This is a genomic window from Streptomyces sp. NPDC048278 (assembly GCF_040652195.1).
Classification (GTDB): Bacteria; Actinomycetota; Actinomycetes; order Streptomycetales; family Streptomycetaceae; genus Streptomyces.
Map to the genome: position 1 here is coordinate 231,753 of NZ_JBEZLP010000005.1, position 20,541 is coordinate 252,293.

A 20,541-nucleotide genomic window follows, 5' to 3' on the forward strand; every position below is an offset into this window, starting at 1 on the left:
GCAGTTGTCGTAAGGAAACCGGAGCCGGCTGTGGCCTTTGACACGGTCGGCTCCGGTGTTCATAACGTTTCGGCAGAGGAATCCAGTGGTATCGCCACGCGTCGCGGTCACGCGGTGCCGCTGCGCTCACAATGGCCCCGCCTTTTGGCGGGGCTCGCTCTTTATGACCGTTTTATCTGGGGCTTACATCCGTGCGCTCTGCCCCAATGGACTGTTTGGAAGTGCACCGGCCCCCGTGCTGGAATGCCTGAACTGCCCATTAGTCAAAGACGTACTGAGTAGTGGTCTGAGACACACCGGGCTCTGAGAGACTGCGGCACGACGACAGGTGCCCGCCGCCGAGAGGTTGTTGGTCGAGTGAGGCGAAGCAAGAACGGTCCCGAGCCGTCGGCACGGGGCAACTTCACCCCGCCGCCGCGCGCTGCGGCGCCCACCCCTGTGCCAGCCGCGGAACCACCGGCCGCGCCCGCGAAGAGCGGCGGCCGTTTCTCCCCGCGGAACTGGCGCGTGCCGACCAGGCTGAACGCGATCCTGCTCATACCCGTGGCCGTCGGCCTCGTGATGGGCGGTTTCCAGGTGAAGAGCTCCATCGACACCTGGCAGGACGCCCGTGACGCGGAGAACACCGCGCGCCTGGTCCGCGCCGCCCTGACCTACGGCGACGCCCTGTACAACGAGCGGGACGTCAGTGCGGCACCGCTGCTCCTGAACAAGGGCAAGGCGACCGTCACCCAGGCCCGCGCCGCGACCGACAAGGCCGCCGACGCCTTCGACGCGGCGGCGCAGAACATGCCGCAGAAGCCGGGCCTGGAGCGCCGGCTGAAGCTGTTCCGCGAGGCGGAGCCCACCCTCACGGGCCTGCGCGCCGCCGCGTACACCAGCAAGCTCGGCGGTGTGAAGACGGAGGAGGGCTACACCCAGGTCGCCCACCCGCTGATGGAGTTCGCCAACGAGCTCGGTCTGGGCACCGGAAACATCACCTCCTACGGCCGTACCGTCTACGCCATCTCGCTCACCAAGGCGGCCCTGTCGCTGGAGCGGTCGATCGGCATGCACCTGCTGGTCAAGCCCGGCCCGGACGCCGGCAACCTGGCCAGCCAGCGGGTCGCCCTCTCCTCGTACGCCTACCTCGAGGGCATCGCCGTCGAGGAGTACATCGGCGGTGGTACCGAGGCGGACGCGCAGAAGCTGACCGACCTCGAGAAGAAGATCAAGACCGACGGCGCGGCCCTGGTCCAGCAGGCCAAGGCCAAGGACCCGAACTACGTGGCCCCGCCGTCCGGTGCCAACGCGATGGTCTCGGCGCTGGCGACGCTCAAGGACACCGACCCCGGCACCCGCCAGGCGCTGGCCACCCAGGGCATCACCGCCGACAACTGGTGGACGGTCAACACCCTCAAGTACCAGGCCTACCGCACGATCGAGTCGGACATGGCCGACAAGGCGGTGAGCGAGGCCTCCGACATCGCGGACAACGCGAAGACGGACGCCTTCATCACGGGTGCCGCGGTCATGGTCGCGCTGCTCGCCGCGTTCATCCTGGCCGGCATGGTGGCCCGCCAGATGTCCCGCTCGATGCGCCAGCTGCGCAACGCCGCCTTCGGCATCGCCGAGCAGCGCCTGCCGATGCTGGTCGACCAGCTCTCCCGCACCGACCCGGGCCGGGTCGACACCCGGGTGGCACCGATCCCGATCACCTCGACCGACGAGATCGGCGAAGTCGCCCGCGCCTTCGACCAGGTCCACCGCGAGGCCGTCCGGCTCGCCGCCGAGCAGGCCCTGCTGCGGGGCAACATCAACGCGATCTTCACCAACCTGTCGCGCCGCAACCAGTCGCTGATCGAGGGCCAGCTGACCCTGATCACCGACCTGGAGAACAACGAGGCCGACCCGGACCAGCTGGAGAACCTCTTCCGCCTGGACCACCTCGCGACCCGTATGCGCCGCAACGGCGAGAACCTCCTGGTCCTCGCCGGCGAGGAGCCCGGCCGCCGCTGGGACCAACCGGTCCCGCTGGTCGACGTGCTGCGCGCCGCCTCCTCCGAGGTGGAGCAGTACGAGCGCATCGAGCTCTCCGGCGTCCCGGAGGCCGAGATCCACGGCCGCGCGGTCACCGACCTCGTGCACCTGCTCGCCGAGCTCCTGGAGAACGCCACCACGTTCTCCTCGCCGCAGACCAAGGTCCGCGTCACGGCGACCCGTCTCCCCGACGGCCGCATCATGATCGAGATCCACGACAAGGGCATCGGCCTCACCGCCGAGGACTTCGCGGACATCAACCACAAGCTGGCCAACCCGCCGACCGTGGACGCCGCGATCTCCCAGCGCATGGGCCTCTTCGTGGTCGGCCGGCTCTCCGACCGGCACGGCATCCGGGTCCAGCTGCGCCCCTCGGGCGAGCAGGCCGGCACCACCTCGCTGGTCATGCTGCCGGACGCGATCACGCACGGCGGTGGCGGCGAACAGCCTGTGGACCGCGACGAGTTCACCGTCTCGCAGATCATCCCGGAGCAGCAGTTCCAGGCCGAGAACTTCGCCCAGCCGCAGCTCCAGCCCATGCGTACGGCGGCCGAGCTCGGCTTCGACGACAGCCGCTACATCGAGGTCCCCGACGACATCCGCGACCTGGACCCCGTGGGCCGCTCGCTGATGCGCGAGGAGCGCCGTGCGGCCCTGGAGGCCCAGGCGCAGCCCCCGCAGGCCGCACAGTCCCCGCAGGCGCCTCAGGAGACCGCCGAGATCCCGGCCTACACCGACGAGTTCGACAGCGGCCGGCAGGGCTACGACACGAACGGTACGGGTTTCCAGGAGCAGCCCACGGGCTACGACGGGCAGCCGGTGTACCAGGAGCAGCCGCAGGGCGGGTACGACGAGCAGTACTACGCGCCGAACGGCGGTCTGCCGCAGAACGACACGTTCTCCGCCGACCCGTTCTCCGTCGGCGGCGGCTACCCGGAGCCCGGTTATCCGGAGCAGGCCCAGGAGGAGCCCGCAGCCGCGCCGGCCGCCGCCGCGGATGCCCTCCCGGCCTTCGGCGAGCAGCCCTACCAGGACGACTGGCCGCAGCAGGACGGTTACACGAACGGCTACCCGGCCCAGTACGCTCCCCAGGCGGAGTCGGCGCAGGCCGGTGCCGTGGACGAGCGGAACCACGTAGGCTTCGACCGTCCGGGACCGGCCCCCTCCAACGGCCACCAGCTGACCGACGCCGGGCTGCCCCGCCGGGGCTCCGTCGGCGGCGGCACGGGCGGCTCGAACGGCGCGGGTCCCATGCAGCAGGCTCCGGCCGCGGCACCGGCGGCTCCGGCCCCGGCGGCCTCGGCTCCCGAGCCGGCCGGCGACGACTCCTGGCGCTCGCAGAACGACGCGCGCTGGCAGCAGGCCTCGGCGCTGCGCAAGCCCAAGGCGGGCGGGGTCACCTCCTCCGGCCTGCCGAGGCGGGTGCCCAAGGCCAACCTGGTCGAGGGAGCCGCCGCGAGCACCCCCCAGGGAGGCCCACAGGTCTCCCGCGCCCCGGAGGACGTCCGGGGCAGGCTGAGCAACCTGCGTCGGGGCGTCCAGCGCGGACGCAGCGCAGGCAGTGAAACGAACGGCCAGGGCTTCGGTCCTGACAGCACCTACAACCAGGAGCGTTAGTGTGAGCCCGATGAGCCAGGCGGCACAGAACCTGAACTGGTTGATCACCAACTTCGTGGACAACACCCCGGGGGTGTCCCACACCGTGGTGGTCTCCGCCGACGGACTCCTTCTGGCGATGTCCGAAGGCTTCCCCCGCGACCGCGCCGACCAGCTCGCGGCCGTCGCCTCCGGTCTGACGTCTCTGACGGCAGGCGCGTCCCGGATCTTCGAGGGCGGCAGCGTGAATCAGACGGTTGTGGAGATGGAGCGGGGGTTCCTGTTCATCATGTCCATTTCCGATGGTTCGTCGCTCGCGGTCCTTGCCCACCCGGAGGCCGACATCGGCCTGGTTGGGTACGAGATGGCCCTTTTGGTGGACCGTGCGGGCACGGTTCTTACCCCGGATCTGCGTGCGGAACTCCAGGGAAGCCTTCTCAACTAATAGTCAGACGGTGCGTTTTCGCGTCCGGGGGCCGTAAGGTTTCGGGACGCGGCTCCACAAGGATGGGTGCCCGGCACGGTCGGAGGAGGAGAGAAAGTGGCAACACCCCCAGGCGGTTCTAATAACGGCAACTGGTCGTACGGGCCTTCGCAGGGCCAGGGCGACGGTTCCGGGAACCGGTACAACTTCCCCTCCACGCCCAGCCACCGGCAGCCGTACGCCCCGCAGGGCCCCGGTCCGTCGCCGTACGACCAGCCGCCGGCGCCGCGCATCCAGCCGGTACAGCCGCAGCGCCGCCCCGAACCGGCGCCGGCCTCGGGGGCCAGCAGCCCCCTGGTGCGTCCGTACGCCATGACCGGCGGCCGGACTCGCCCGCGGTACCAGCTCGCCATCGAGGCGCTGGTGCACACCACCGCGCAGCCGCACCAGATGCAGGGCCAGCTGCCCGAGCATCAGCGGATCTGCAACCTCTGCCGGGAGATCAAGTCGGTGGCCGAAGTCTCGGCCCTGCTGTCGATCCCTCTCGGCGTGGCCAGGATCCTCGTCGCCGACTTGGCGGAGGCGGGCCTGGTCGCCATCCATCAGCCCGGCGGCGACGAGAACGCCGGTGGCCAGCCAGACGTGACACTGCTCGAAAGGGTGCTCAGTGGACTTCGCAAGCTCTAGCGGCGGTCCTTCCCGCTCCACCACCTCCGCGAAGATCGTGGTGGCGGGCGGCTTCGGCGTGGGCAAGACCACGTTCGTCGGTGCCGTCTCGGAGATCAACCCGCTGCGCACAGAGGCCGTGATGACGTCCGCGTCTGCCGGCATCGACGACCTCACCCACACCGGGGACAAGACGACCACCACGGTCGCCATGGACTTCGGCCGCATCACCCTGGACCAGGACCTGATCCTGTACCTGTTCGGCACCCCCGGTCAGGACCGCTTCTGGTTCATGTGGGACGACCTGGTACGCGGCGCCATCGGCGCGATCGTCCTGGTCGACACCCGGCGTCTCGCCGACTGCTTCCCCGCGGTCGACTACTTCGAGAACAGCGGCCTGCCGTTCGTCGTGGCCCTCAACGGCTTCGACGGCAGCCAGCCGTACAACCCCGAAGAGGTCCGCGAGGCCCTGCAGATCGGGCCCGACACCCCGATCATCACGACCGACGCGAGGCATCGTGCCGATGCGAAGTCGGCGCTGATCACTCTGGTCGAGCACGCTCTGATGGCCCGGCTGCGGTAGCTTCCGGCCACCGGGTTGCCACGACCGGTCGCTCGCCGACCACGGGTGGTCTGTGGCTGGTCGCGCAGTTCCCCGCGCCCCTTCGGGGGCGCGGTTCTTTTTCTCCGCCGCAACGGTGCTTGCCGCGACGGCGGTGTCCGGCGGTGCCGAAGCGGCCGACAGCCCTTGGCGCACACGGAGAAGGGCCCCTCTTGAGTAGAGGGGCCCTTCTCTGTACCTGCTGTCGGCTGAGCGGCGCAGCCTAGCCGTGCCAGCTGTGCGGGGCGCGGAAGCCGTTCTCGCGCTCCAGTCGGCGCCAGGCGGCCTTGGCGTGGCGGTGGTGGGGCTGCTCGGTGTCGGCGGTCGGCCGGGCGGCGGCGCGGGCCAGGAGGACCGCCGTTATGGCGGCGACTTCCTCCGGGTCGGCATTGCCCTTCTCGACGCGGATGTCAGGCACGTTCATGGGTGTCAGTCTCCGTGAGAGAGGTTTCCGCAGGATTACTGCGGGGGGTTGCCGTGCTTACGGGACGGCAGGTCGGCGTGCTTGGTGTGCAGCATCGCCAGCGACTTGGCGAGCACCTCGCGGGTCTCGGCCGGGTCGATGACGTCGTCGACCAGGCCGCGCTCGGCCGCGTAGTAGGGGTGCATCAGCTCGGACTTGTACTCCTTGACCATGCGGGCCCGCATGGCCTCGGGGTCCTCGGCGGAGGCGATCTGCCGGCGGAAGATCACGTTGGCGGCACCTTCGGCGCCCATGACCGCGATCTCGTTGGTCGGCCAGGCGTACGTGAGGTCGGCGCCGATCGACTGGGAGTCCATGACGATGTAGGCACCTCCGTACGCCTTGCGCAGGATCAGGGAGATCCGGGGCACGGTCGCGTTGCAGTAGGCGTAGAGGAGCTTCGCGCCGTGCCGGATGATCCCGCCGTGCTCCTGGTCGACACCGGGGAGGAAGCCCGGTACGTCCAGGAATGTGACGATCGGAACATTGAAAGCGTCACACATCTGAACGAAACGCGCAGCTTTTTCGCTCGCCTCGATGTCCAGGACGCCCGCGAGGACCTGGGGCTGGTTGGCGATGATGCCGACGACCTGGCCGTCGATCCGGGCCAGCGCGCAGATGATGTTCCGCGCCCAGCGCTCGTGGACCTCCAGGTACTCGCCGTCGTCGACGATCTCCTCGATGACCTTGGTCATGTCGTACGGCCGGTTGCCGTCCGACGGGACGAGGTCGAGCAGGACGTCGCTGCGGCGGTCGACGGGGTCCGTGGACTCGACACGCGGCGGGTTCTCGCGGTTGTTCTGCGGGAGGAGCGAGAGGAGGTAGCGGACCTCCGCGATGCAGGTCTCCTCGTCGTCGTACGCGAAGTGGCAGACGCCGGAGGTCTCCGCGTGGACGTCGGCGCCGCCGAGGCCGTTCTGGGTGATCTCCTCGCCGGTGACCGCCTTGACGACGTCCGGGCCCGTGATGAACATCTGCGAGGTCTCGCGGACCATGAAGACGAAGTCGGTGAGGGCGGGGCTGTAGGCCGCGCCGCCCGCGCACGGACCGAGCATCACGCTGATCTGCGGGATGACGCCCGACGCCTTCGTGTTGCGCTGGAAGATGCCGCCGTAGCCGGCCAGGGCCGAGACGCCCTCCTGGATCCGGGCGCCGGCGCCGTCGTTGAGGGAGACCAGGGGCGCGCCGGCCGCGATGGCCATGTCCATGATCTTGTGGATCTTGGTGGCGTGGGCCTCGCCCAGTGCGCCGCCGAAGATCCGGAAGTCATGGGCGTAGACGAAGACGGTACGGCCGTCGACCGTGCCCCAGCCGGTGATGACACCGTCGGTGTACGGCTTCTTGGCCTCCAGGCCGAAGCCGACCGCGCGGTGCCGGCGCAGCTGCTCGACCTCCTGGAAGGAACCCGGGTCCAGGAGCAGCTCGATGCGCTCCCGGGCCGTCAGCTTGCCCTTGGCGTGCTGCGCCTCGGTCGCCTTCTCGCTGGGGCCCGCCACGGCCGCCGCACGGATCTCGTGCAGCTCGGCGACCCGCCCGCGCGCGTCCGTCGGTTCACCGGTGGGCTCGCCCGTCGTCTCTTCCAAAACGGTCATGTAGCGACCTTACGAAGGACACCAAGGAATGCGAGACGTCGACTCCGTACAGTCTCCGACGCGTTTTCCTGGAACCACTGAACAGAACCAGAACGGCATGCAGCCGTTCCGACTGCTCAGGGGGCTTCGCCGTTGTAGGGGTGCCACAAAGGCGGGGCTGAGATGCGCCTCACATTCACCGGCGGTCCATACCACCCGCGGAGTGACACAGGCCTCCGGACGGCGGTTCACCCACACAGAGCCTAGCGGCTCCCCCCAGCGGGTCCCGGCGCGACATCGAGCGACGCGAGGTTACGGTGCGTAAGGGGCGTGACACGCGGGTCGATGATGTTGAAGGTTGAAGGGAATGGGTCTACGGTGTCTCTCGTTGAGTTCGTTGAACGTTAAACATCAAGGCCGCGCCTTCCGCAGACACCGCTGCACGCACCGCTACGAAGTCGCGACCCGTCCCCTCAAGGAGCACCTCATGGGCATCTTCGGCCGCAAGAACGACGAGACCACCGCCGCCGGCGCCACCGCCGACACGGCCGCGCTGACCGGCGACTACACGATCGACCCGGCGCACACCACGCTCGGCTTCGTGGCCCGCCACGCGATGGTCACCAACGTCAAGGGCAGCTTCCAGGAGTTCGAGGGCACCCTGCACCTGGACGGCTCGGACCCGTCCAAGTCCACGGCCTCCCTCGACATCACGATGGACAGCATCACCACCGGCAGCCCCGACCGCGACGGTCACCTGAAGTCGGCCGACTTCTTCAAGATCGACGAGTTCCCCACGATGACCTTCCGCTCCACCGAGGCCGAGGCCCTCGGCGGCGAGGACTACCGCATCACCGGCGACCTCACGATCCTCGGCGTCACCCGGCCGGTCACCATCGACCTGGAGTTCAACGGCGCCGCCAAGGACCCGTTCGGCAACGAGCGCGTCGGCTTCGAGGGCAAGGCCGAGATCAAGCGCTCCGACTGGGGCGTCACCTGGAACGCGGCGCTGGAGACCGGCGGCGTCCTCGTCTCCGACAAGATCAAGCTGAACTTCGACATCTCGGCGATCAAGAACGCGTGACCCCGCGGCGCCGGACCGCCGGCCCCGACCACGCCCGCTGAGCGCCGCCCTCCACTCCCCCGAGGGCGGCGCTCCGCCGTGTCCGGGCGGTCCTGCGGGGTCCGGCCCTAGTAGTCGACGGTCGGGTACCAGTCCCCGCGCCCCTGCGGGGTCAGGTCGAGGAGGTGCCAGACGGGCGTGAGCAGGTCGATGCCGCGCTCCTGGATGTCGTCGGCCATGCGGGGATGGGCGGAGTAGGTGTGCCGCACCGTGCCGTCGCCGTCGCGGGTGAAGACGGAGACCGTGGAGTCCTGGGCGCCGTCCTCGTCCTCGCTGCCCAGGTCGTACTTGAACGTGCTGTCACCGCAGCTGAGCAGCCGCAGCCCGTGCCAGCCGCGGTCGCGGCCGTACGCCCGCAGGGTGGGCGGGTCGGCAGCCGCGGCGACGACGAAGTCCGCGTTGCGGGTGACGTGGTGGGCGATGCCGTTGTAGCCGTCGATCCACAGCGTGCACATCGGGCAGGCACCGGTCTGGAGCTTGCCGTACATGAAGTGGTAGACGATCAGCGGCCGTTCGGGCGCGGAGAACAGCTCGCTCAACGCGACCTCGCGGACCGGGGCGTCACCGGCGTCGAGGTCGGAGGGGCCTTCCAGGAAGACGTAGTCGTCGACGGGCGGCCCCTGCGGGAGCGACCGGCGCCGGGCCGCGACCTCCTCCCGGTGCCGCATCAGCTCGATCTCGGCCAGCCGCAGTTCCTCACGCGCGCCGAGATAGTCCTCGGACTCCCCGGCCAGCCTGGTCTGCCGCGCCATCGCGTCCTCCCGGCTCGGGATCCCCCTCCCGGACCCTCAAGTCTAGGACGGCCACCCGGCTCACTCACCTCCGTGGATCCGCGCCAGGCCGACCGGCACCGCTTCCCCACGGGCCCAGGCCGTCAGGCCTGGAGTGTCTCCGCGCGGTGAAGAGCCCGCTTGAGCAGACCCTCCAACGCGTCCTGCTCGTCCTGCGTCAGGCCGGTGAACAGGGGCTCCTCCGTCAGGACCGTCAGCAACCGCTCCCGCAGCCCGGCGCCCTCCGGCGTCAGGACGAGCTGCTTGGCCCGGCGGTCGGTGGGGTGGGGACGGCGCTCTATCAGCCGCAGGCCCTCCAGCTTGTCGATCACGACGGTGGCGTTGGACGGTTCGCAGCTCATCCGCCCGGCCAGCTCACGCATGGTCATCGGGCCGGTCATCTCGCGCAGGGCCGAGGCCTGCGCGACGGTCAGACCGAGCCCCGAGACCCATTCGCGCATGCGCGCGTTGCTCTGCATGTCCAGGTCGTGGACCAGCTTGCCCAGCTCCCACTGCGCTTCCGCCTGCGCCTCCGTCATCGCCATGGCTCCAGGCTAGCAAACTGCTTCAACCCATGATAGGTATGGCTTTAATCATTCACGTCATACGTATCGGAGACGCCTCATGAACCTCGACCTCACGGGCAGGACCGCCGTCGTCACCGGCGCCGGCCGCGGCATCGGACTCGCCACCGTCCGGACCCTGATCGACGAAGGCGTCCGCGTCGTGGGCGCCGCCCGCACCATCACGCCCGAACTGAAGGACACCGGCGCCCATGCCGTGTCGGCGGACCTGAGCACCGCGGAAGGCGTCGCCGCCCTCATCGACGGCGCGCTGGCCGAACTGGGCGGCATCGACCTGCTGGTGAACAACGTGGGCGGCGGGGACGAGGCCGTCATGGGCTTCCTCGACGCCGACGACACCCAGTGGACCCGCATGTTCGACATCAACGTGCTCGCCACCGTCCGCGCCACGCGCGCGGCCCTGCCCAGCCTGATCGAGCGTCGCGGGGCGATCGTCAACATCTCCTCCACCGTCGCCCGCCTGCCCGTGGGCATCCCGGCCAGCTACAGCGCCGTCAAGGCGGCGGTCACCGCGCTCGGCAAGTCCCTGGCCGAGGAGTTCGGCCCCCGGGGCGTGCGTGTGAACACCGTCTCCCCCGGCCTGGTCCGCACCACCGTCTACGAGGACCCCAACGGCCCGGTCGCCCAGCTGGCCGCAGCCGCGGGCGTCGGCCTCGCCGACTTCGTCCAGCAGATCGCGAGGTCCCAGAACATCACCACCGGGCGCATGAGCGAACCCGAGGAGGTCGCGGCGCTGGTCGCGTTCCTGCTGTCGGACGTGGCCGGCAACATCACCGGCGCCGACTACGTCATCGACGGCGGCACCATCAAGACGGTCTGAACCACCTTCGACCCCGCCCCGGCGGCAGGCGGAATCCCGCACTTCACACCACAAACACGGAGGTCAGACCCATGGCTCACGTCGTCGTCGCATCCGCCGAGCGCACTGTTGACTCCCCCGCGGACGAGGTCCACCGGTACCTGGCAGACACGCGACTGCACTCCCGGTTCCTGCCGCCCCCCTTCTACGACTTCCGGGCCGAGGAGGGCGGCGTGGGCACGGGCAACGTCGTCCGATTCAAGATCGACTTCGCTGGGGGCGTCCGGGAGCTGCGGATGGAGGTCACCGAGCCGGAACCGGGCCGAACCCTGGTCCACACCGACACCGGCGGCTCCGGCCTCGTCACCACGTTCACCGTGACCCCGCACGGCGAGCAGGCGTTGGTGAACATCACCTCCCGCTTCGACGGCGAGACCGGCCTCGCCGGCTTCGTCGAGCGGATCATCGCGCCGCGCAGGCTGCACCGCGTCCACGGCAAGGAACTCGCCCGCCTCGACGCCTACGCCCGCGAGCAGCGCGCCGGTTGGCAACGGCACGCCGGCTGGAACGGGCCCCGGGCCTGACGAGCTGCCGGACGGTTCGCACCGTTGCCACACCATTTCTCACTGAACAGGAGTTCAACCATGAAGATGCTCACCTTCAAGGCCACGACCCACGCGGCGGAGCCTGCCCGCATCGGCGCACCGGTCGGCGCGGCGGCCATGGAGTCCGTGATCGACCAGCCGGGGCCGGTCGAGGTCGAGACGGTCGGCGCGGACTGGGAGGCCCCGATCACGGGGCTGCTCAACATCAGGCATCCGAAGGCCGTCGCAGCGGGGATCACCGACCACAAGGAGCCCATCAAGATCTACGCCCACGTCGTGCGACACCCCCTGTACGGCTTCTTCCTGGTCGACACCGGTGTTTCACGGCGGCTGGTGGAGGACCCCGTGGGCGTGGGGGTCGGGATGATGCTGAGGAAATACGGGGGCATCGAGAAGATGCGCCCTCGGCAGAGCACCGCGGAGATCATCGAAGCGGAGGGAGCCGCCCTTGACGGGGTCTTCATGACCCACCTCCACCTCGATCACGTCTCCGGGCTCCCGGACGTTCCCAAGGACGTCCCCATCTACACCGGCGCCGACGAGGCGGAGGCGTCGCTCTTCCTGAACCTGTTCGCCCAGGGCACCAACAACCACCTCCTGGCCGGACGGCCGCCGCTTCAGGAACTCCAGTTCACCAAGGACCCGGGCGGGCCGTTCGAAGGAGTCAACGACGTGTTCGGCGACGGCTCGTTCTTCGCGATCCTCACCCCCGGGCACACCACCGGACACGTCTCCTACCTCGCCCGCACCGCGGCGGGTCCGGTACTCATGACCGGCGACGTCAGCCACACGCGCTGGGGCTGGGACAACGCCGTCGAGCCCGGAACCTACATGCAGGAGCGACAACCCAGCATCAAAAGCCTGCTCGCCCTGAAGGCGCTCAGCGAACGCCACCCGAACATGGCCGTGAGACTGGGTCACCAGGAGTAGACAGCGCGGCCTGTGCACGCAACCACGACCGCCCGCGCATCCCTTCGTCGACCGCTGCGAGCGCTTTGCCGTCGGGGAGCCGCAGACCCAGGTGGAACGCCCGCGCTCAGGACAAACGCTTGCGAAGGCGCTGCAACGCTTCATCCGCAACACCGGCGGGCAGGCCTGGCACCACTAGCCTGCCACCGCCGCCGGCCGGGGCGCGCCGGGCTCGCGGCGCTTCGGTACCGGCAGCAGCCACCACGCCGAGGCCACCGAGAGGACCGCGCCCACCGCGATGCCCTCCAGACGGGTCGGGAGCAGGGACGCGGCGTCCTGGCCGAAGTAGCCGAGGAGGAGGGAGAGGGCGCAGGTCATGCCGGCGGCCCAGAAGGCGTAGGTGAGCGGGCGCAGCCAGAGGGCGACCGCGAGGGTCGTGAACGTCAGCGCCACCGCCGCGTGACCGGTGACGTCGGCCGCCGCGACGCCCGCCGCCAGGAACGTGCCCAGGCAGGCGCCGGCCAGGCGCTCGATTCCCTTGCGCAGCACGTCGGTTCGGCCCCGGTTGCCGCTCGCCGTGACGTACGCGGTCAGTACGGCCCAGGGCCAGTGGTCGTCGAAGAGCAGGTGGCCCAGGGCGAAGGCGGCGGCGATCCCGGCGGCCATCTGGAGCGCCATGCGGGTGCTGGGGCGGGGGTGCAGGCGGGAGCGGCGCGCGGGTGGGGCGGGGGCCGGGTCGGGGCGCCAGGGGCCGAAGCGGTCGCCCAGGGCCTGCACCAGCCAGACCGAGCAGCACGCCATGACCCCGACCAGCGCCGACCAGCCCCAGGTCACCAGTCCGCTCTGTGCCTCCGCCGGGAGCGCGGGACCGGGGACGACGAGGAGGGCGACCAGCGGGAGGGCGATCAGTGTGCCCGCCTTGGTGGCGGCGGGGCCGTAGCGGCGGATCCAGATGGCCAGCGCCATTCCGGCCGTGTAGACGGCCGCGCCCGCCGGGTAGTGCGAGGCGATCAGGCGGGCGACGAAGATCGAGGCGGCGGCGGTCACGGGCAGCAGCACCAGTGTCGTCAGCCGGCGGCGGGTGTCGGCCGTGCGCTGGGTACCGGCGAGGGTCAGGGTGAGGGCGATCGCGAGGACGAGCACGTCGGTGTGCAGCCCGGCGGCCCCCTCCAGCACCAGCGCGGCTCCCCAGCAGAGCAGCACGGCCGCCATCGTCAGCCCGGCTTCGTACGCGTTGCGTATGAGTTTGAGGGTCACGATGCGGAGAATACGGGTCGCATGGCCCAACAGATAGTAAGTTCATGCGTAGGATCTCCGCATGGAGCACCTCGCCGAAGCCGCCCGTGTCCGTCGTGCCGTCCTGCTGTTCAACCGTCGGCTGCGGCAGGAGCGCCGGGACGGGAGTCTCAGTCCCAATCAGCTGTCGGTGCTCGGGCACCTGTACCGGCACGGGCCGTCCACGCCCGGCGAGGTCGCGGCGGCCGAGCGGCAACGGCCGCAGTCACTGACCCGGGTCTTCGCGGAGCTGGAGGCGGAGGGGCTGGTCGGGCGGGCGCCGGACCCGGCCGACCGGCGGCAGGCTGTGCTGAGTCTCACCGAGGACGGGCGGCGCGCGCTGGCGGCCGACATGGCGCAGCGGGACGCCTGGCTGGCCGAGGCGTTCGGGGCGTTGAGCGAGACCGAGCGCGGGGTGCTGTCGCTCGCCGCCTCCGTGCTGGAGCGGCTGGGGGCCCTGGAGTAGCCCGCGCCGCTCAGAAACCGCCGCCGAAGTCCCCGCTGTCGCCGCCACCGCCGCCGAAGTCGCCGCCCCCGCCGAAGTCCCCGCCGCCGAAGGACCCGAAGTCCCCGGGGTCGAAGTCCGCGCCGGAGACGTCGCCGCCCTGGTAGCCGGCGGTGTCGGGGCCGCCGAAGTCGCCGTACCCGGTGCCGTAGTCGGCCGCGTAGGCGGGGGCGGACATCCAGCCGCCCAGGGCGGTGCCGATGAGGAGGCCGGGGAGGATGCCGCCGCCGAAGTAGCCGCCCGCCCAGGGGCCGTAGGCCGGGCCCGCGTCCCAGTAGGGGCGGCGGCCGTAGTCGGTGTCGACCTCGCGGACCGCCGGGTCGTGGCCGTCGGCGAGGCGGGTGGCGTCGGCCGCGCAGACCGGGACCTCGCGGGGCGCGCCGCCGGCCGGGGTCCAGGTCGCGTCGGTGACCGAGGGGCCGTGCCGGGGGTCGAAGAAGCAGGGCGGGCGGCGCTCCGGGAGCGGGCGGCCCTCGCGGCGGGCGGCCAGCTCGGCTAGTGCGAAACGGCCGTCCTCCAGCGCCTGGGTGACCCCCCGGACGTCCTCCGGTCTGCGGGCACCGGCCATCGCGGACTTCGCCTGGTCGTAGGCGTTGAGCGCGCGCTCGTAGCCGGCGCGCATCGCGTCGTCGGCGCCCGGCTCGGCCGGGTGGAAGTCCAGCCGGTCCAGTTCCTCGCCGAACGCGGTGATGTCCTCGTCGACGACCACCCGGAGCCGGTCCAGGGCGGCCCGCTGCTCCTCCTCGTGACGCCTGCGGTTGCGGCGGACCAGCGCGTACGCGCCCGCCCCGCCGGCCACCACCACGGCTCCGAGGGCGATCAACGCCGTGCCGGAGACCCCCGAGCCGCCCGTGCTGCCGCCACCCCAGGCGGCGGGGGCCTTGCCGCCCATGTTGGCCAGGGCCCGGTCGGTGAAGTCGGTCAGCTGGGCCTTGGCGGTCTCGCCCTGGACGCTGGTGACCAGGTTCTGGACGGCCGTCCGGGGCAGGACCGAGGAGTCGGCGCGGGCGTCGAAGCGGTCGCCGAGGCGGACGGCGTAGAGGCCGGTGACGCCGGTGGCGGTGCGCAGGTTCGTGAAGAGGTCCTTGGTGGGGTAGCCGGCCGGCAGGACGGCGACGAACAGGGGTTTGTCCGCGTCCTTGATCTGCCGGGCCAGCACGTCGGCGTCGGCCGTGGAGAACTGGGCGGCGGCGGCCGGGTCGACGTACACCGGGTTCTTGCGCAGGGCGTCGGCGATCGCGGAGACGCCGGTCGCCGCGTCGGCCCGCGGGGCGGGCGCGGTCAGGGCGACCAGCGCCAGCGCAAGCGCCAGGAACAGCAGCCCCGGGAGGCTTCGGGTGGTCCGTCGCACCGCGTTCATGCTTCGAACCTACCCCGAAGCCTCCTGGGGAGCGCGCTCCTCCTACGCTGCCCGGTAGGCCTCCGTCAGCTTCTCCACCGCCGCCGCGTACCTGCCGGTCAGCAGCAGGTGGTCGGCGTCGGCGAAGGGCTTCGAGACGGCCGCGGTGACGGACTGCCCGATCTTCGCCTGGACCAGCAGCCGGGCCTCGCCGACCAGCTTGCGGCCCGCCGGGTCGGAGCCCGTCCGTTCGGCCGCCCGCGCCGCCGCGCCGAGCGCCTTCAGGGTGGCCTCGCCGCCCTTGGGGGCCTTGGCCAGCGTGGTCAGGCCCCAGCCGTAGGGGTACTGCGGGTCGTACGACGCGTCGCCCACGTTGATCGGCAGCTGCGCCTCGGACTTCGGCCAGGTGACCGGGAGCTGACCGGTGAAGGCCTTCTTCCCGTAGAGCACGTCCGCCACGCCGTCGCCCTCGGTGCCCGGCAGCCAGGAGGCCACCAGGGCGTCGATCTCGCCGAGCCGGTCGCCGATCAGCTGGGGGCGCCCGGAGACGACCAGCACCGCGCACTTCATGGCCGCGCAGACCTTGTCCACGGCGGCCTGGTCGGCCGGGGTCAGCGTGAGGTCATTGCCGTTGCCGACGTCTCCGACGCCCTCGGCGTACGGGGTCTCGCCGACCACGACCACGCCCACGTCGTAGCCGCCGGTCGGCGCCGAGGCGTCCTGGGAGTAGGTGACGTCTCCCCCGGCGTTCCGCATGCCCTGGAGGATGGTGGTACCGGTGGTGTGGGTGCCGGACTGGCCCTGCCAGGTGATGGTCCAGCCGCCGGTCTGGTTGCCGAGGTCGTCGGCGTCGGACCCGGCGACGTACACCTTCTCCGACTTCTTCAGGGGCAGGACGCCGTCGGAGTTCTTCAAAAGCACCTGCGACTCGGCCGCCGCCTGCCGGGCGACGGCCCGGTGTCCGGTGGAGCCGATCTTGGAGGCATTGCTCGTGTCGGCGTAGGGGTGTTCGAAGAGGCCGAGCCGGAACTTCTGGGTGAGGATGCGGGACACCGCGTCGTCGATGCGCCGCTCGCTGACGCCGCCCGCGTTCACCTGGTCGGTCAGGGTCTTCGTGAAGTCCTGGTAGCTGTACGGCACCATCATCATGTCGACGCCCGCGTTGACGGCCGTGCTGACGTGGGACGCGTAGTCGCCCGGGAGCTGGTCGATGGCGTTCCAGTCGCTGATCACGAAGCCCTGGAAGCCCATCCGGCCCTTGAGCACCCCGTTGATCATGTCGGCGCGGGCGTGCATCTTCACCGGGCCCTGCCCGTCGCCGACGATGTCCAGCGAGGAGTACGACGGCATGACCGTGCCGATGCCCCGGTCCACGGCGGTCTGGTACGGCGCGAGATGGATGGCCTCCAGCTGCTGCCGGGTGACCGTGGTGACGCCCTGGTCGATGGTGTAGGTGCCGGTCGTGGACGAGCCGTAGGCGGTGCCGCCGTCGCCGACGAAGTGCTTGGCGGTGGCGAGGACCTTGTCGTCGTCCTTCAGGTCCCGTCCGTCGGCGCGGCCCTGGAGGCCCTGGATGACGGTCTCCATGGACTTCACCAGTGCCGGGTCCTCGCCGAAGGACTCGTAGGAGCGGCCCCAGCGTTCGTCACGGGTGACGCAGAGGCAGGGGGCGAAGTCCCAGGAGACGCCGGTGGCACGGACCTCGGAGGCGGTCACCGCACCGGCCTGCTCGGCGAGCCCGGGGTCGCGGGTGGCTCCGATGCCGATGTTGTGCGGCAGGATCGTGGCGCCGGCCAGGTTGTTGTGGCCGTGGACGGCGTCGGCGCCGTAGATCAGCGGGATCTGGAACCGGGTGGCCTGTGCCCGGAGCTGGAAGTCGTCGATCATCCGCGCCCAGGCCGCGGCCGTGTTGGGCGTGGGGGTGGAGCCGCCGCCGGAGAGCAGCGAGCCGAGGTCGTAGGCGGTGACGTCGCCGCCGGTGCCGACGGCACCGCGCTCGGCCTGGGTCATCTGGCCGACCTTCTCCGCCAGGGACATCCGGGAGAGGAGATCGGCGACCCGCTTCTTCACGGGCAACCTACTGTCCAGGTACGGCAGTCCGTGCGCGTCGACGACGACCTGCGGGGTCTCCGCGGGGGCCTTGGCGCCGGTGACCGTGAGCTTCAGCGGGACGGTCTCCGCCGGTTCGGCCGACCGGTCCTTCAGCGTCGGCACCTTGATGGTCTGCGTGGCCCCGGAGGCCGTACCGGCCGGGAAGGTGAGGGTGCCGGAGACCGCCTTGTAGTCCTTGCCGGCCTGGGCGGTCCCGCCCGTCGTCTCGTAGGCGACGGTGACCGGGTCGTCGATCGGCGCGGAGCCGGTGGTGGCGACGGTGACCTTCACGCTCGCCGTCCCGCCCTCCTTGACCGGGTAGACGGCCGCGTCGGTGGTGACCGACGCGCGCAGTGCCTGGTCGGCCTTGCCGTACAGCTCCACGTCGTCCATGGCGAACCGGCCCTGGATCCCGACGGGGAGGGTGACCGCGTAGCCCCACATCTCGGTCAGGCCGAGGACGTGGTCGATGCCGCCGACCGGCTGGTAGTCGGTCCGGTACACGAAGTCGGTGAACGGGATCTCGATCTGCTTCCAGCCGGTGAAGTCGTCGGTGAAGGATGTCGTCCACAGCTCGGAGGCCTCGCCGTCGGCGCCGCCGTCCTTGATCTCGAAGGCGGTCTTCCTGCCGTTGTCCTGGCCGTCCCACCAGAAGCGGATGCCCTGGTGCGCGGACCAGTCGTGGGCGGGCTCGGTGGCGGCGAAGTCGTGGCTGAAGCCGCCGTAGCCGCTGATGTCGTAGGTCCCGGCGAGGACCTTGGCGCCCTCGGGGGCGTCGGCGCGGTCGGCGAACTGCAAGGCGGGCGGGTCGTCGCTGTCGCTTCCCCAGGTGAAGATGCCGTCAGCGGGCTGGGCGGCGAAGGGGACCTCGCCCTCGAAGCGGTCGACGGGTGTGGGGGCCGGGTCGTCGGCGGCGCCGGCGCCGCCGGCTGCGGACAGGGGTATCAGGGCTGCGAGCAGTGCGGTGGAGACGAGCAGGGCGGCTCTTGGCATGGACCTTCCCTCGGCTCTCTGGTTCACTCGGGGCTCTCACAGTTCACTCATGGCTTAGATCACGTCGTGAGTTAACTAACGGCTCGCACCCCCGTCAAGACGTCCCGTCAGGAAGGGCGATGTGCCCATGAGAAGCACCCCCCACGTGCCGGCGAGAAGAGCACCCCGCACGCTCCGGCTGCTGCTGGCCGGGCTGCTCACCGCGGCCGGCTTCAGCGCCGTCGTACCGCCGGCGCACGCGGCCGGCGAGCAGGTCACCGCGTATCTCACGACCACCGACGACTCCGCCGGACGCCATGTCACCCGCGGGCTCCAGGCGCAGACGCCGTTCGCCTTCTCCGCCGGGACCGGCGGCGGCGGCACGAACATCACCGTCGACGAGAACACCCGCTACCAGACCTTCACCGGCGGCGGGGCGTCCTTCACGGACACCGCGGCCTGGCTGATGAACAGCAGCGGGGCGCTGTCCCAGGCCACCCGGGACGCCACCATGAAGAAGCTGTTCTCCCCCACGGACGGAATCGGCCTGTCGTTCCTGCGCAATCCGATGGGCGCCTCGGACCTGGCACGGTACGGGTACACGTACGACGACATACCCGCCGGGCAGACCGACCCGAACCTCAGCAGCTTCTCCGTCTCCCACGACCTCGCGGACGTCGTCCCGCTCACCAGGCAGGCGCTCCAGCTGAACCCCTCTCTGACTGTCATGGCCTCGCCATGGACGGCGCCGGCGTGGATGAAGGACAGCGGCTCGCTCAACGGGGGCTGGCTCAAGTCGGAGGACTATTCCGCCTACGCCGCGTACTTCGTGAAGTACCTCCAGGCGTACCAGGCGCAGGGCGTCAAGGTCTCCTACGTGACCCCGCAGAACGAGCCCACCTGCTGTTCCGGCTACCCGTCGATGAGCTGGAACGCGTCCGGGCTGCAGTACTTCCTCAAGAACGACCTGCTCCCGCAGCTCCAGTCGGCCGGCCTGTCCACCAAGGTCCTCGCGCACGACTGGAACTGGGACGTGTACGACTCGTACGCCGCCGCGCTCGTCGACGACGCGACGATCCGCAACCACCCCAACTTCGGCGGGATCGCCTGGCACGGCTACGGCGGTGACGTCTCCGAGCAGACCACCGTGCACAACCAGTACCCCTCGCTGGACGCCTTCGGCACCGAGCACTCCGGCGGCACCTGGGTCGCCGACCAGCAGAAGGAGGACATGTCCAACATCATCGACTACACCCGCAACTGGGCGAAGTCGGTGACCAAGTGGTCGCTGGCCGTGGACCAGAACATGGGCCCGCACAACGGCGGCTGCGGCACCTGCACCGGCCTGGTCACCGTGCACAACGGGGACGGCGCGAGCGGGACGGTCGACTACACCGTCGAGTACTACGACATGGGCCACCTGACCAAGTTCGTACGGCCCGGCGCGCAGCGGATCGCCTCCACCGCGTCCACCACCGTGCCGAACGTGGCCTGGCGCAACCCCGACGGCTCGAAGGCGCTCATCGCCTACAACGACTCGTCGGGCGCGCAGACGGTGACGATCAACTGGGGCTCCCAGCACGCCACCTACTCGCTCCCCGGCAACACCTCGGCGACCTTCACCTGGTCCGGCACCCAGTCGGGCGGCGGCAGCCAGACCGGTGCGTTCGTGGGGCTGGCGGGCAAGTGCCTGGACGTGGCGGGCGGTTCGACCACGAACGGCACGGCCGTCCAGCTCTACGACTGCAACGCCACCACCGCCCAACAGTGGACCGTGCAGTCCGACGGGTCGGTCCGGGCGCTCGGCAAGTGCCTCGACGTGACGTCGGCGTCGACGGCGGACGGCGCGAAGGTGCAGTTGTACGACTGCAACGGCACCGGTGCGCAGCAGTGGTCCTACAACTCGTCCACGGGTGACGTGGTGAACACGGCGGCCGGCAAGTGCCTGGACGTCACGGACAACTCGTCGGCGAACGGGGCACGGGCACAGATCTGGTCCTGCACAGGCGCGGCCAACCAGAAGTGGCACCTCCAGTAGACGAACCCGATCGGCCCTGGTGTCCCCTCGCGTCGCAAGGGCGGACACCAGGGCTTCTCCGCGTTGCCCTGACGCGTACGGACGCACAGAACCGGTCAGCCGCCCCGGTACAGGGCGGGCAACACGGATGCCTTCCTGCTCGACGAACGTCCTGGCCCTGCGGGTCAGGCCGGCCGGCAGGGCCGGGACAG

Annotated in this window: 17 protein-coding genes; 10 read left to right on the plus strand and 7 right to left on the minus strand. The window is 70.5% G+C overall.

All coding sequences use genetic code 11. The annotated features are described in order from the left end of the window. Window positions 1-357 precede the first annotated feature (357 nt). From AB0D74_RS11820 to AB0D74_RS11835, 4 genes are all read left to right on the plus strand, one after another. On the plus strand, window positions 358-3,636 hold the full coding sequence (locus AB0D74_RS11820; protein ID WP_362583617.1) for a nitrate- and nitrite sensing domain-containing protein: 3,279 nt from the start codon (window positions 358-360) through the stop codon (window positions 3,634-3,636). A 10-nt stretch (window positions 3,637-3,646) separates the two neighbouring features. Further along, complete coding sequence (locus AB0D74_RS11825) at window positions 3,647-4,060, plus strand: roadblock/LC7 domain-containing protein (protein WP_033321188.1); 414 nt, start codon at window positions 3,647-3,649, stop codon at window positions 4,058-4,060. A 96-nt stretch (window positions 4,061-4,156) separates the two neighbouring features. Next, window positions 4,157-4,726, plus strand: coding sequence for a DUF742 domain-containing protein (locus AB0D74_RS11830; RefSeq protein ID WP_362583621.1), 570 nt, complete (start codon window positions 4,157-4,159; stop codon window positions 4,724-4,726). Further along, window positions 4,707-5,288: an ATP/GTP-binding protein gene (locus tag AB0D74_RS11835; protein ID WP_123973912.1), complete on the plus strand. Its 582-nt coding sequence runs from the start codon at window positions 4,707-4,709 to the stop codon at window positions 5,286-5,288. The genes AB0D74_RS11830 and AB0D74_RS11835 overlap by 20 nt, the downstream gene beginning before the upstream one ends. A gap of 241 nt (window positions 5,289-5,529) precedes the next feature. On the opposite strand, the gene AB0D74_RS11840 is transcribed toward AB0D74_RS11835, so the two are convergent. Both AB0D74_RS11840 and AB0D74_RS11845 read right to left on the minus strand, forming a co-directional pair. Next, window positions 5,530-5,730 carry an acyl-CoA carboxylase subunit epsilon gene (locus tag AB0D74_RS11840; RefSeq protein ID WP_362583624.1) on the minus strand — a complete coding sequence of 67 codons (201 nt, stop codon included), beginning with the start codon at window positions 5,728-5,730 and terminating at the stop codon, window positions 5,530-5,532. 35 nt (window positions 5,731-5,765) lie between these two features. After that, entirely contained in the window at window positions 5,766-7,361 is a 1,596-nt protein-coding gene (locus AB0D74_RS11845) for an acyl-CoA carboxylase subunit beta (protein ID WP_362583627.1), read from the minus strand. Between the two features lie 466 nt (window positions 7,362-7,827). Between AB0D74_RS11845 and AB0D74_RS11850 the strand changes: the two genes are divergently transcribed. Continuing rightward, a complete protein-coding gene (locus tag AB0D74_RS11850) occupies window positions 7,828-8,424 on the plus strand; it encodes a YceI family protein (RefSeq protein ID WP_362583630.1) in 597 nt (198 codons plus the stop codon). A gap of 107 nt (window positions 8,425-8,531) precedes the next feature. Here the strand turns inward: AB0D74_RS11850 and AB0D74_RS11855 are convergent, their stop codons facing one another. Both AB0D74_RS11855 and AB0D74_RS11860 read right to left on the minus strand, forming a co-directional pair. Beyond that, the gene (locus tag AB0D74_RS11855; protein ID WP_362583633.1) at window positions 8,532-9,215 is read right to left on the minus strand and encodes a DUF899 family protein; all 684 of its coding nucleotides are present in this window, start codon (window positions 9,213-9,215) and stop codon (window positions 8,532-8,534) included. A gap of 122 nt (window positions 9,216-9,337) precedes the next feature. Further along, entirely contained in the window at window positions 9,338-9,772 is a 435-nt protein-coding gene (locus AB0D74_RS11860; protein ID WP_362584226.1) for a MarR family transcriptional regulator, read from the minus strand. Between the two features lie 85 nt (window positions 9,773-9,857). On the opposite strand from AB0D74_RS11860, the gene AB0D74_RS11865 reads away from it, so the two are divergent. The 3 genes from AB0D74_RS11865 (at window position 9,858) to AB0D74_RS11875 (ending at window position 12,151) form a co-directional block, all read left to right on the plus strand. Then, entirely contained in the window at window positions 9,858-10,637 is a 780-nt protein-coding gene (locus tag AB0D74_RS11865; protein ID WP_362583636.1) for an oxidoreductase, read from the plus strand. A 71-nt stretch (window positions 10,638-10,708) separates the two neighbouring features. Further along, window positions 10,709-11,200: an SRPBCC family protein gene (locus AB0D74_RS11870; protein WP_362583639.1), complete on the plus strand. Its 492-nt coding sequence runs from the start codon at window positions 10,709-10,711 to the stop codon at window positions 11,198-11,200. 60 nt (window positions 11,201-11,260) lie between these two features. Continuing rightward, window positions 11,261-12,151 (plus strand): MBL fold metallo-hydrolase, encoded by an 891-nt coding sequence (locus AB0D74_RS11875; RefSeq protein WP_362583642.1) that lies wholly within the window; start codon window positions 11,261-11,263, stop codon window positions 12,149-12,151. A gap of 174 nt (window positions 12,152-12,325) precedes the next feature. Here AB0D74_RS11875 and AB0D74_RS11880 read toward each other — a convergent pair whose 3' ends face one another. Then, complete coding sequence (locus tag AB0D74_RS11880) at window positions 12,326-13,387, minus strand: FUSC family protein (RefSeq protein ID WP_362583645.1); 1,062 nt, start codon at window positions 13,385-13,387, stop codon at window positions 12,326-12,328. A gap of 61 nt (window positions 13,388-13,448) precedes the next feature. Here AB0D74_RS11880 and AB0D74_RS11885 point away from each other — a divergent pair, with 61 nt between their 5' ends. Continuing rightward, a complete protein-coding gene (locus tag AB0D74_RS11885) occupies window positions 13,449-13,871 on the plus strand; it encodes a MarR family transcriptional regulator (protein ID WP_362583648.1) in 423 nt (140 codons plus the stop codon). Between the two features lie 10 nt (window positions 13,872-13,881). Here the strand turns inward: AB0D74_RS11885 and AB0D74_RS11890 are convergent, their stop codons facing one another. After that, the gene (locus AB0D74_RS11890; protein WP_362583651.1) at window positions 13,882-15,270 is read right to left on the minus strand and encodes a hypothetical protein; all 1,389 of its coding nucleotides are present in this window, start codon (window positions 15,268-15,270) and stop codon (window positions 13,882-13,884) included. A gap of 42 nt (window positions 15,271-15,312) precedes the next feature. Then, window positions 15,313-18,333, minus strand: a complete 3,021-nt coding sequence (locus tag AB0D74_RS11895) for a glycoside hydrolase family 3 N-terminal domain-containing protein (RefSeq protein WP_362583654.1) — start codon at window positions 18,331-18,333, stop codon at window positions 15,313-15,315. 127 nt (window positions 18,334-18,460) lie between these two features. Here AB0D74_RS11895 and AB0D74_RS11900 point away from each other — a divergent pair, with 127 nt between their 5' ends. Continuing rightward, window positions 18,461-20,350 (plus strand): ricin-type beta-trefoil lectin domain protein, encoded by a 1,890-nt coding sequence (locus tag AB0D74_RS11900; protein ID WP_362583657.1) that lies wholly within the window; start codon window positions 18,461-18,463, stop codon window positions 20,348-20,350. Window positions 20,351-20,541: the final 191 nt, after the last annotated feature.

What these genes read in the sequence shown, in the direction of transcription:
- AB0D74_RS11825 (WP_033321188.1), top strand. Translation starts at nt 3,647, where the DNA reads ATGAGCCAGGCGGCACAGAACCTGAACTGGTTGATCACCAACTTCGTG.
- AB0D74_RS11840 (WP_362583624.1), bottom strand. Translation starts at nt 5,730, where the DNA reads ATGAACGTGCCTGACATCCGCGTCGAGAAGGGCAATGCCGACCCGGAG.
- AB0D74_RS11845 (WP_362583627.1), bottom strand. Translation starts at nt 7,361, where the DNA reads ATGACCGTTTTGGAAGAGACGACGGGCGAGCCCACCGGTGAACCGACG.
- AB0D74_RS11850 (WP_362583630.1), top strand. Translation starts at nt 7,828, where the DNA reads ATGGGCATCTTCGGCCGCAAGAACGACGAGACCACCGCCGCCGGCGCC.
- AB0D74_RS11855 (WP_362583633.1), bottom strand. Translation starts at nt 9,215, where the DNA reads ATGGCGCGGCAGACCAGGCTGGCCGGGGAGTCCGAGGACTATCTCGGC.
- AB0D74_RS11860 (WP_362584226.1), bottom strand. Translation starts at nt 9,772, where the DNA reads ATGACGGAGGCGCAGGCGGAAGCGCAGTGGGAGCTGGGCAAGCTGGTC.
- AB0D74_RS11865 (WP_362583636.1), top strand. Translation starts at nt 9,858, where the DNA reads ATGAACCTCGACCTCACGGGCAGGACCGCCGTCGTCACCGGCGCCGGC.
- AB0D74_RS11870 (WP_362583639.1), top strand. Translation starts at nt 10,709, where the DNA reads ATGGCTCACGTCGTCGTCGCATCCGCCGAGCGCACTGTTGACTCCCCC.
- AB0D74_RS11875 (WP_362583642.1), top strand. Translation starts at nt 11,261, where the DNA reads ATGAAGATGCTCACCTTCAAGGCCACGACCCACGCGGCGGAGCCTGCC.
- AB0D74_RS11885 (WP_362583648.1), top strand. Translation starts at nt 13,449, where the DNA reads ATGGAGCACCTCGCCGAAGCCGCCCGTGTCCGTCGTGCCGTCCTGCTG.
- AB0D74_RS11890 (WP_362583651.1), bottom strand. Translation starts at nt 15,270, where the DNA reads ATGAACGCGGTGCGACGGACCACCCGAAGCCTCCCGGGGCTGCTGTTC.
- AB0D74_RS11895 (WP_362583654.1), bottom strand. Translation starts at nt 18,333, where the DNA reads ATGCCAAGAGCCGCCCTGCTCGTCTCCACCGCACTGCTCGCAGCCCTG.
- AB0D74_RS11900 (WP_362583657.1), top strand. Translation starts at nt 18,461, where the DNA reads ATGAGAAGCACCCCCCACGTGCCGGCGAGAAGAGCACCCCGCACGCTC.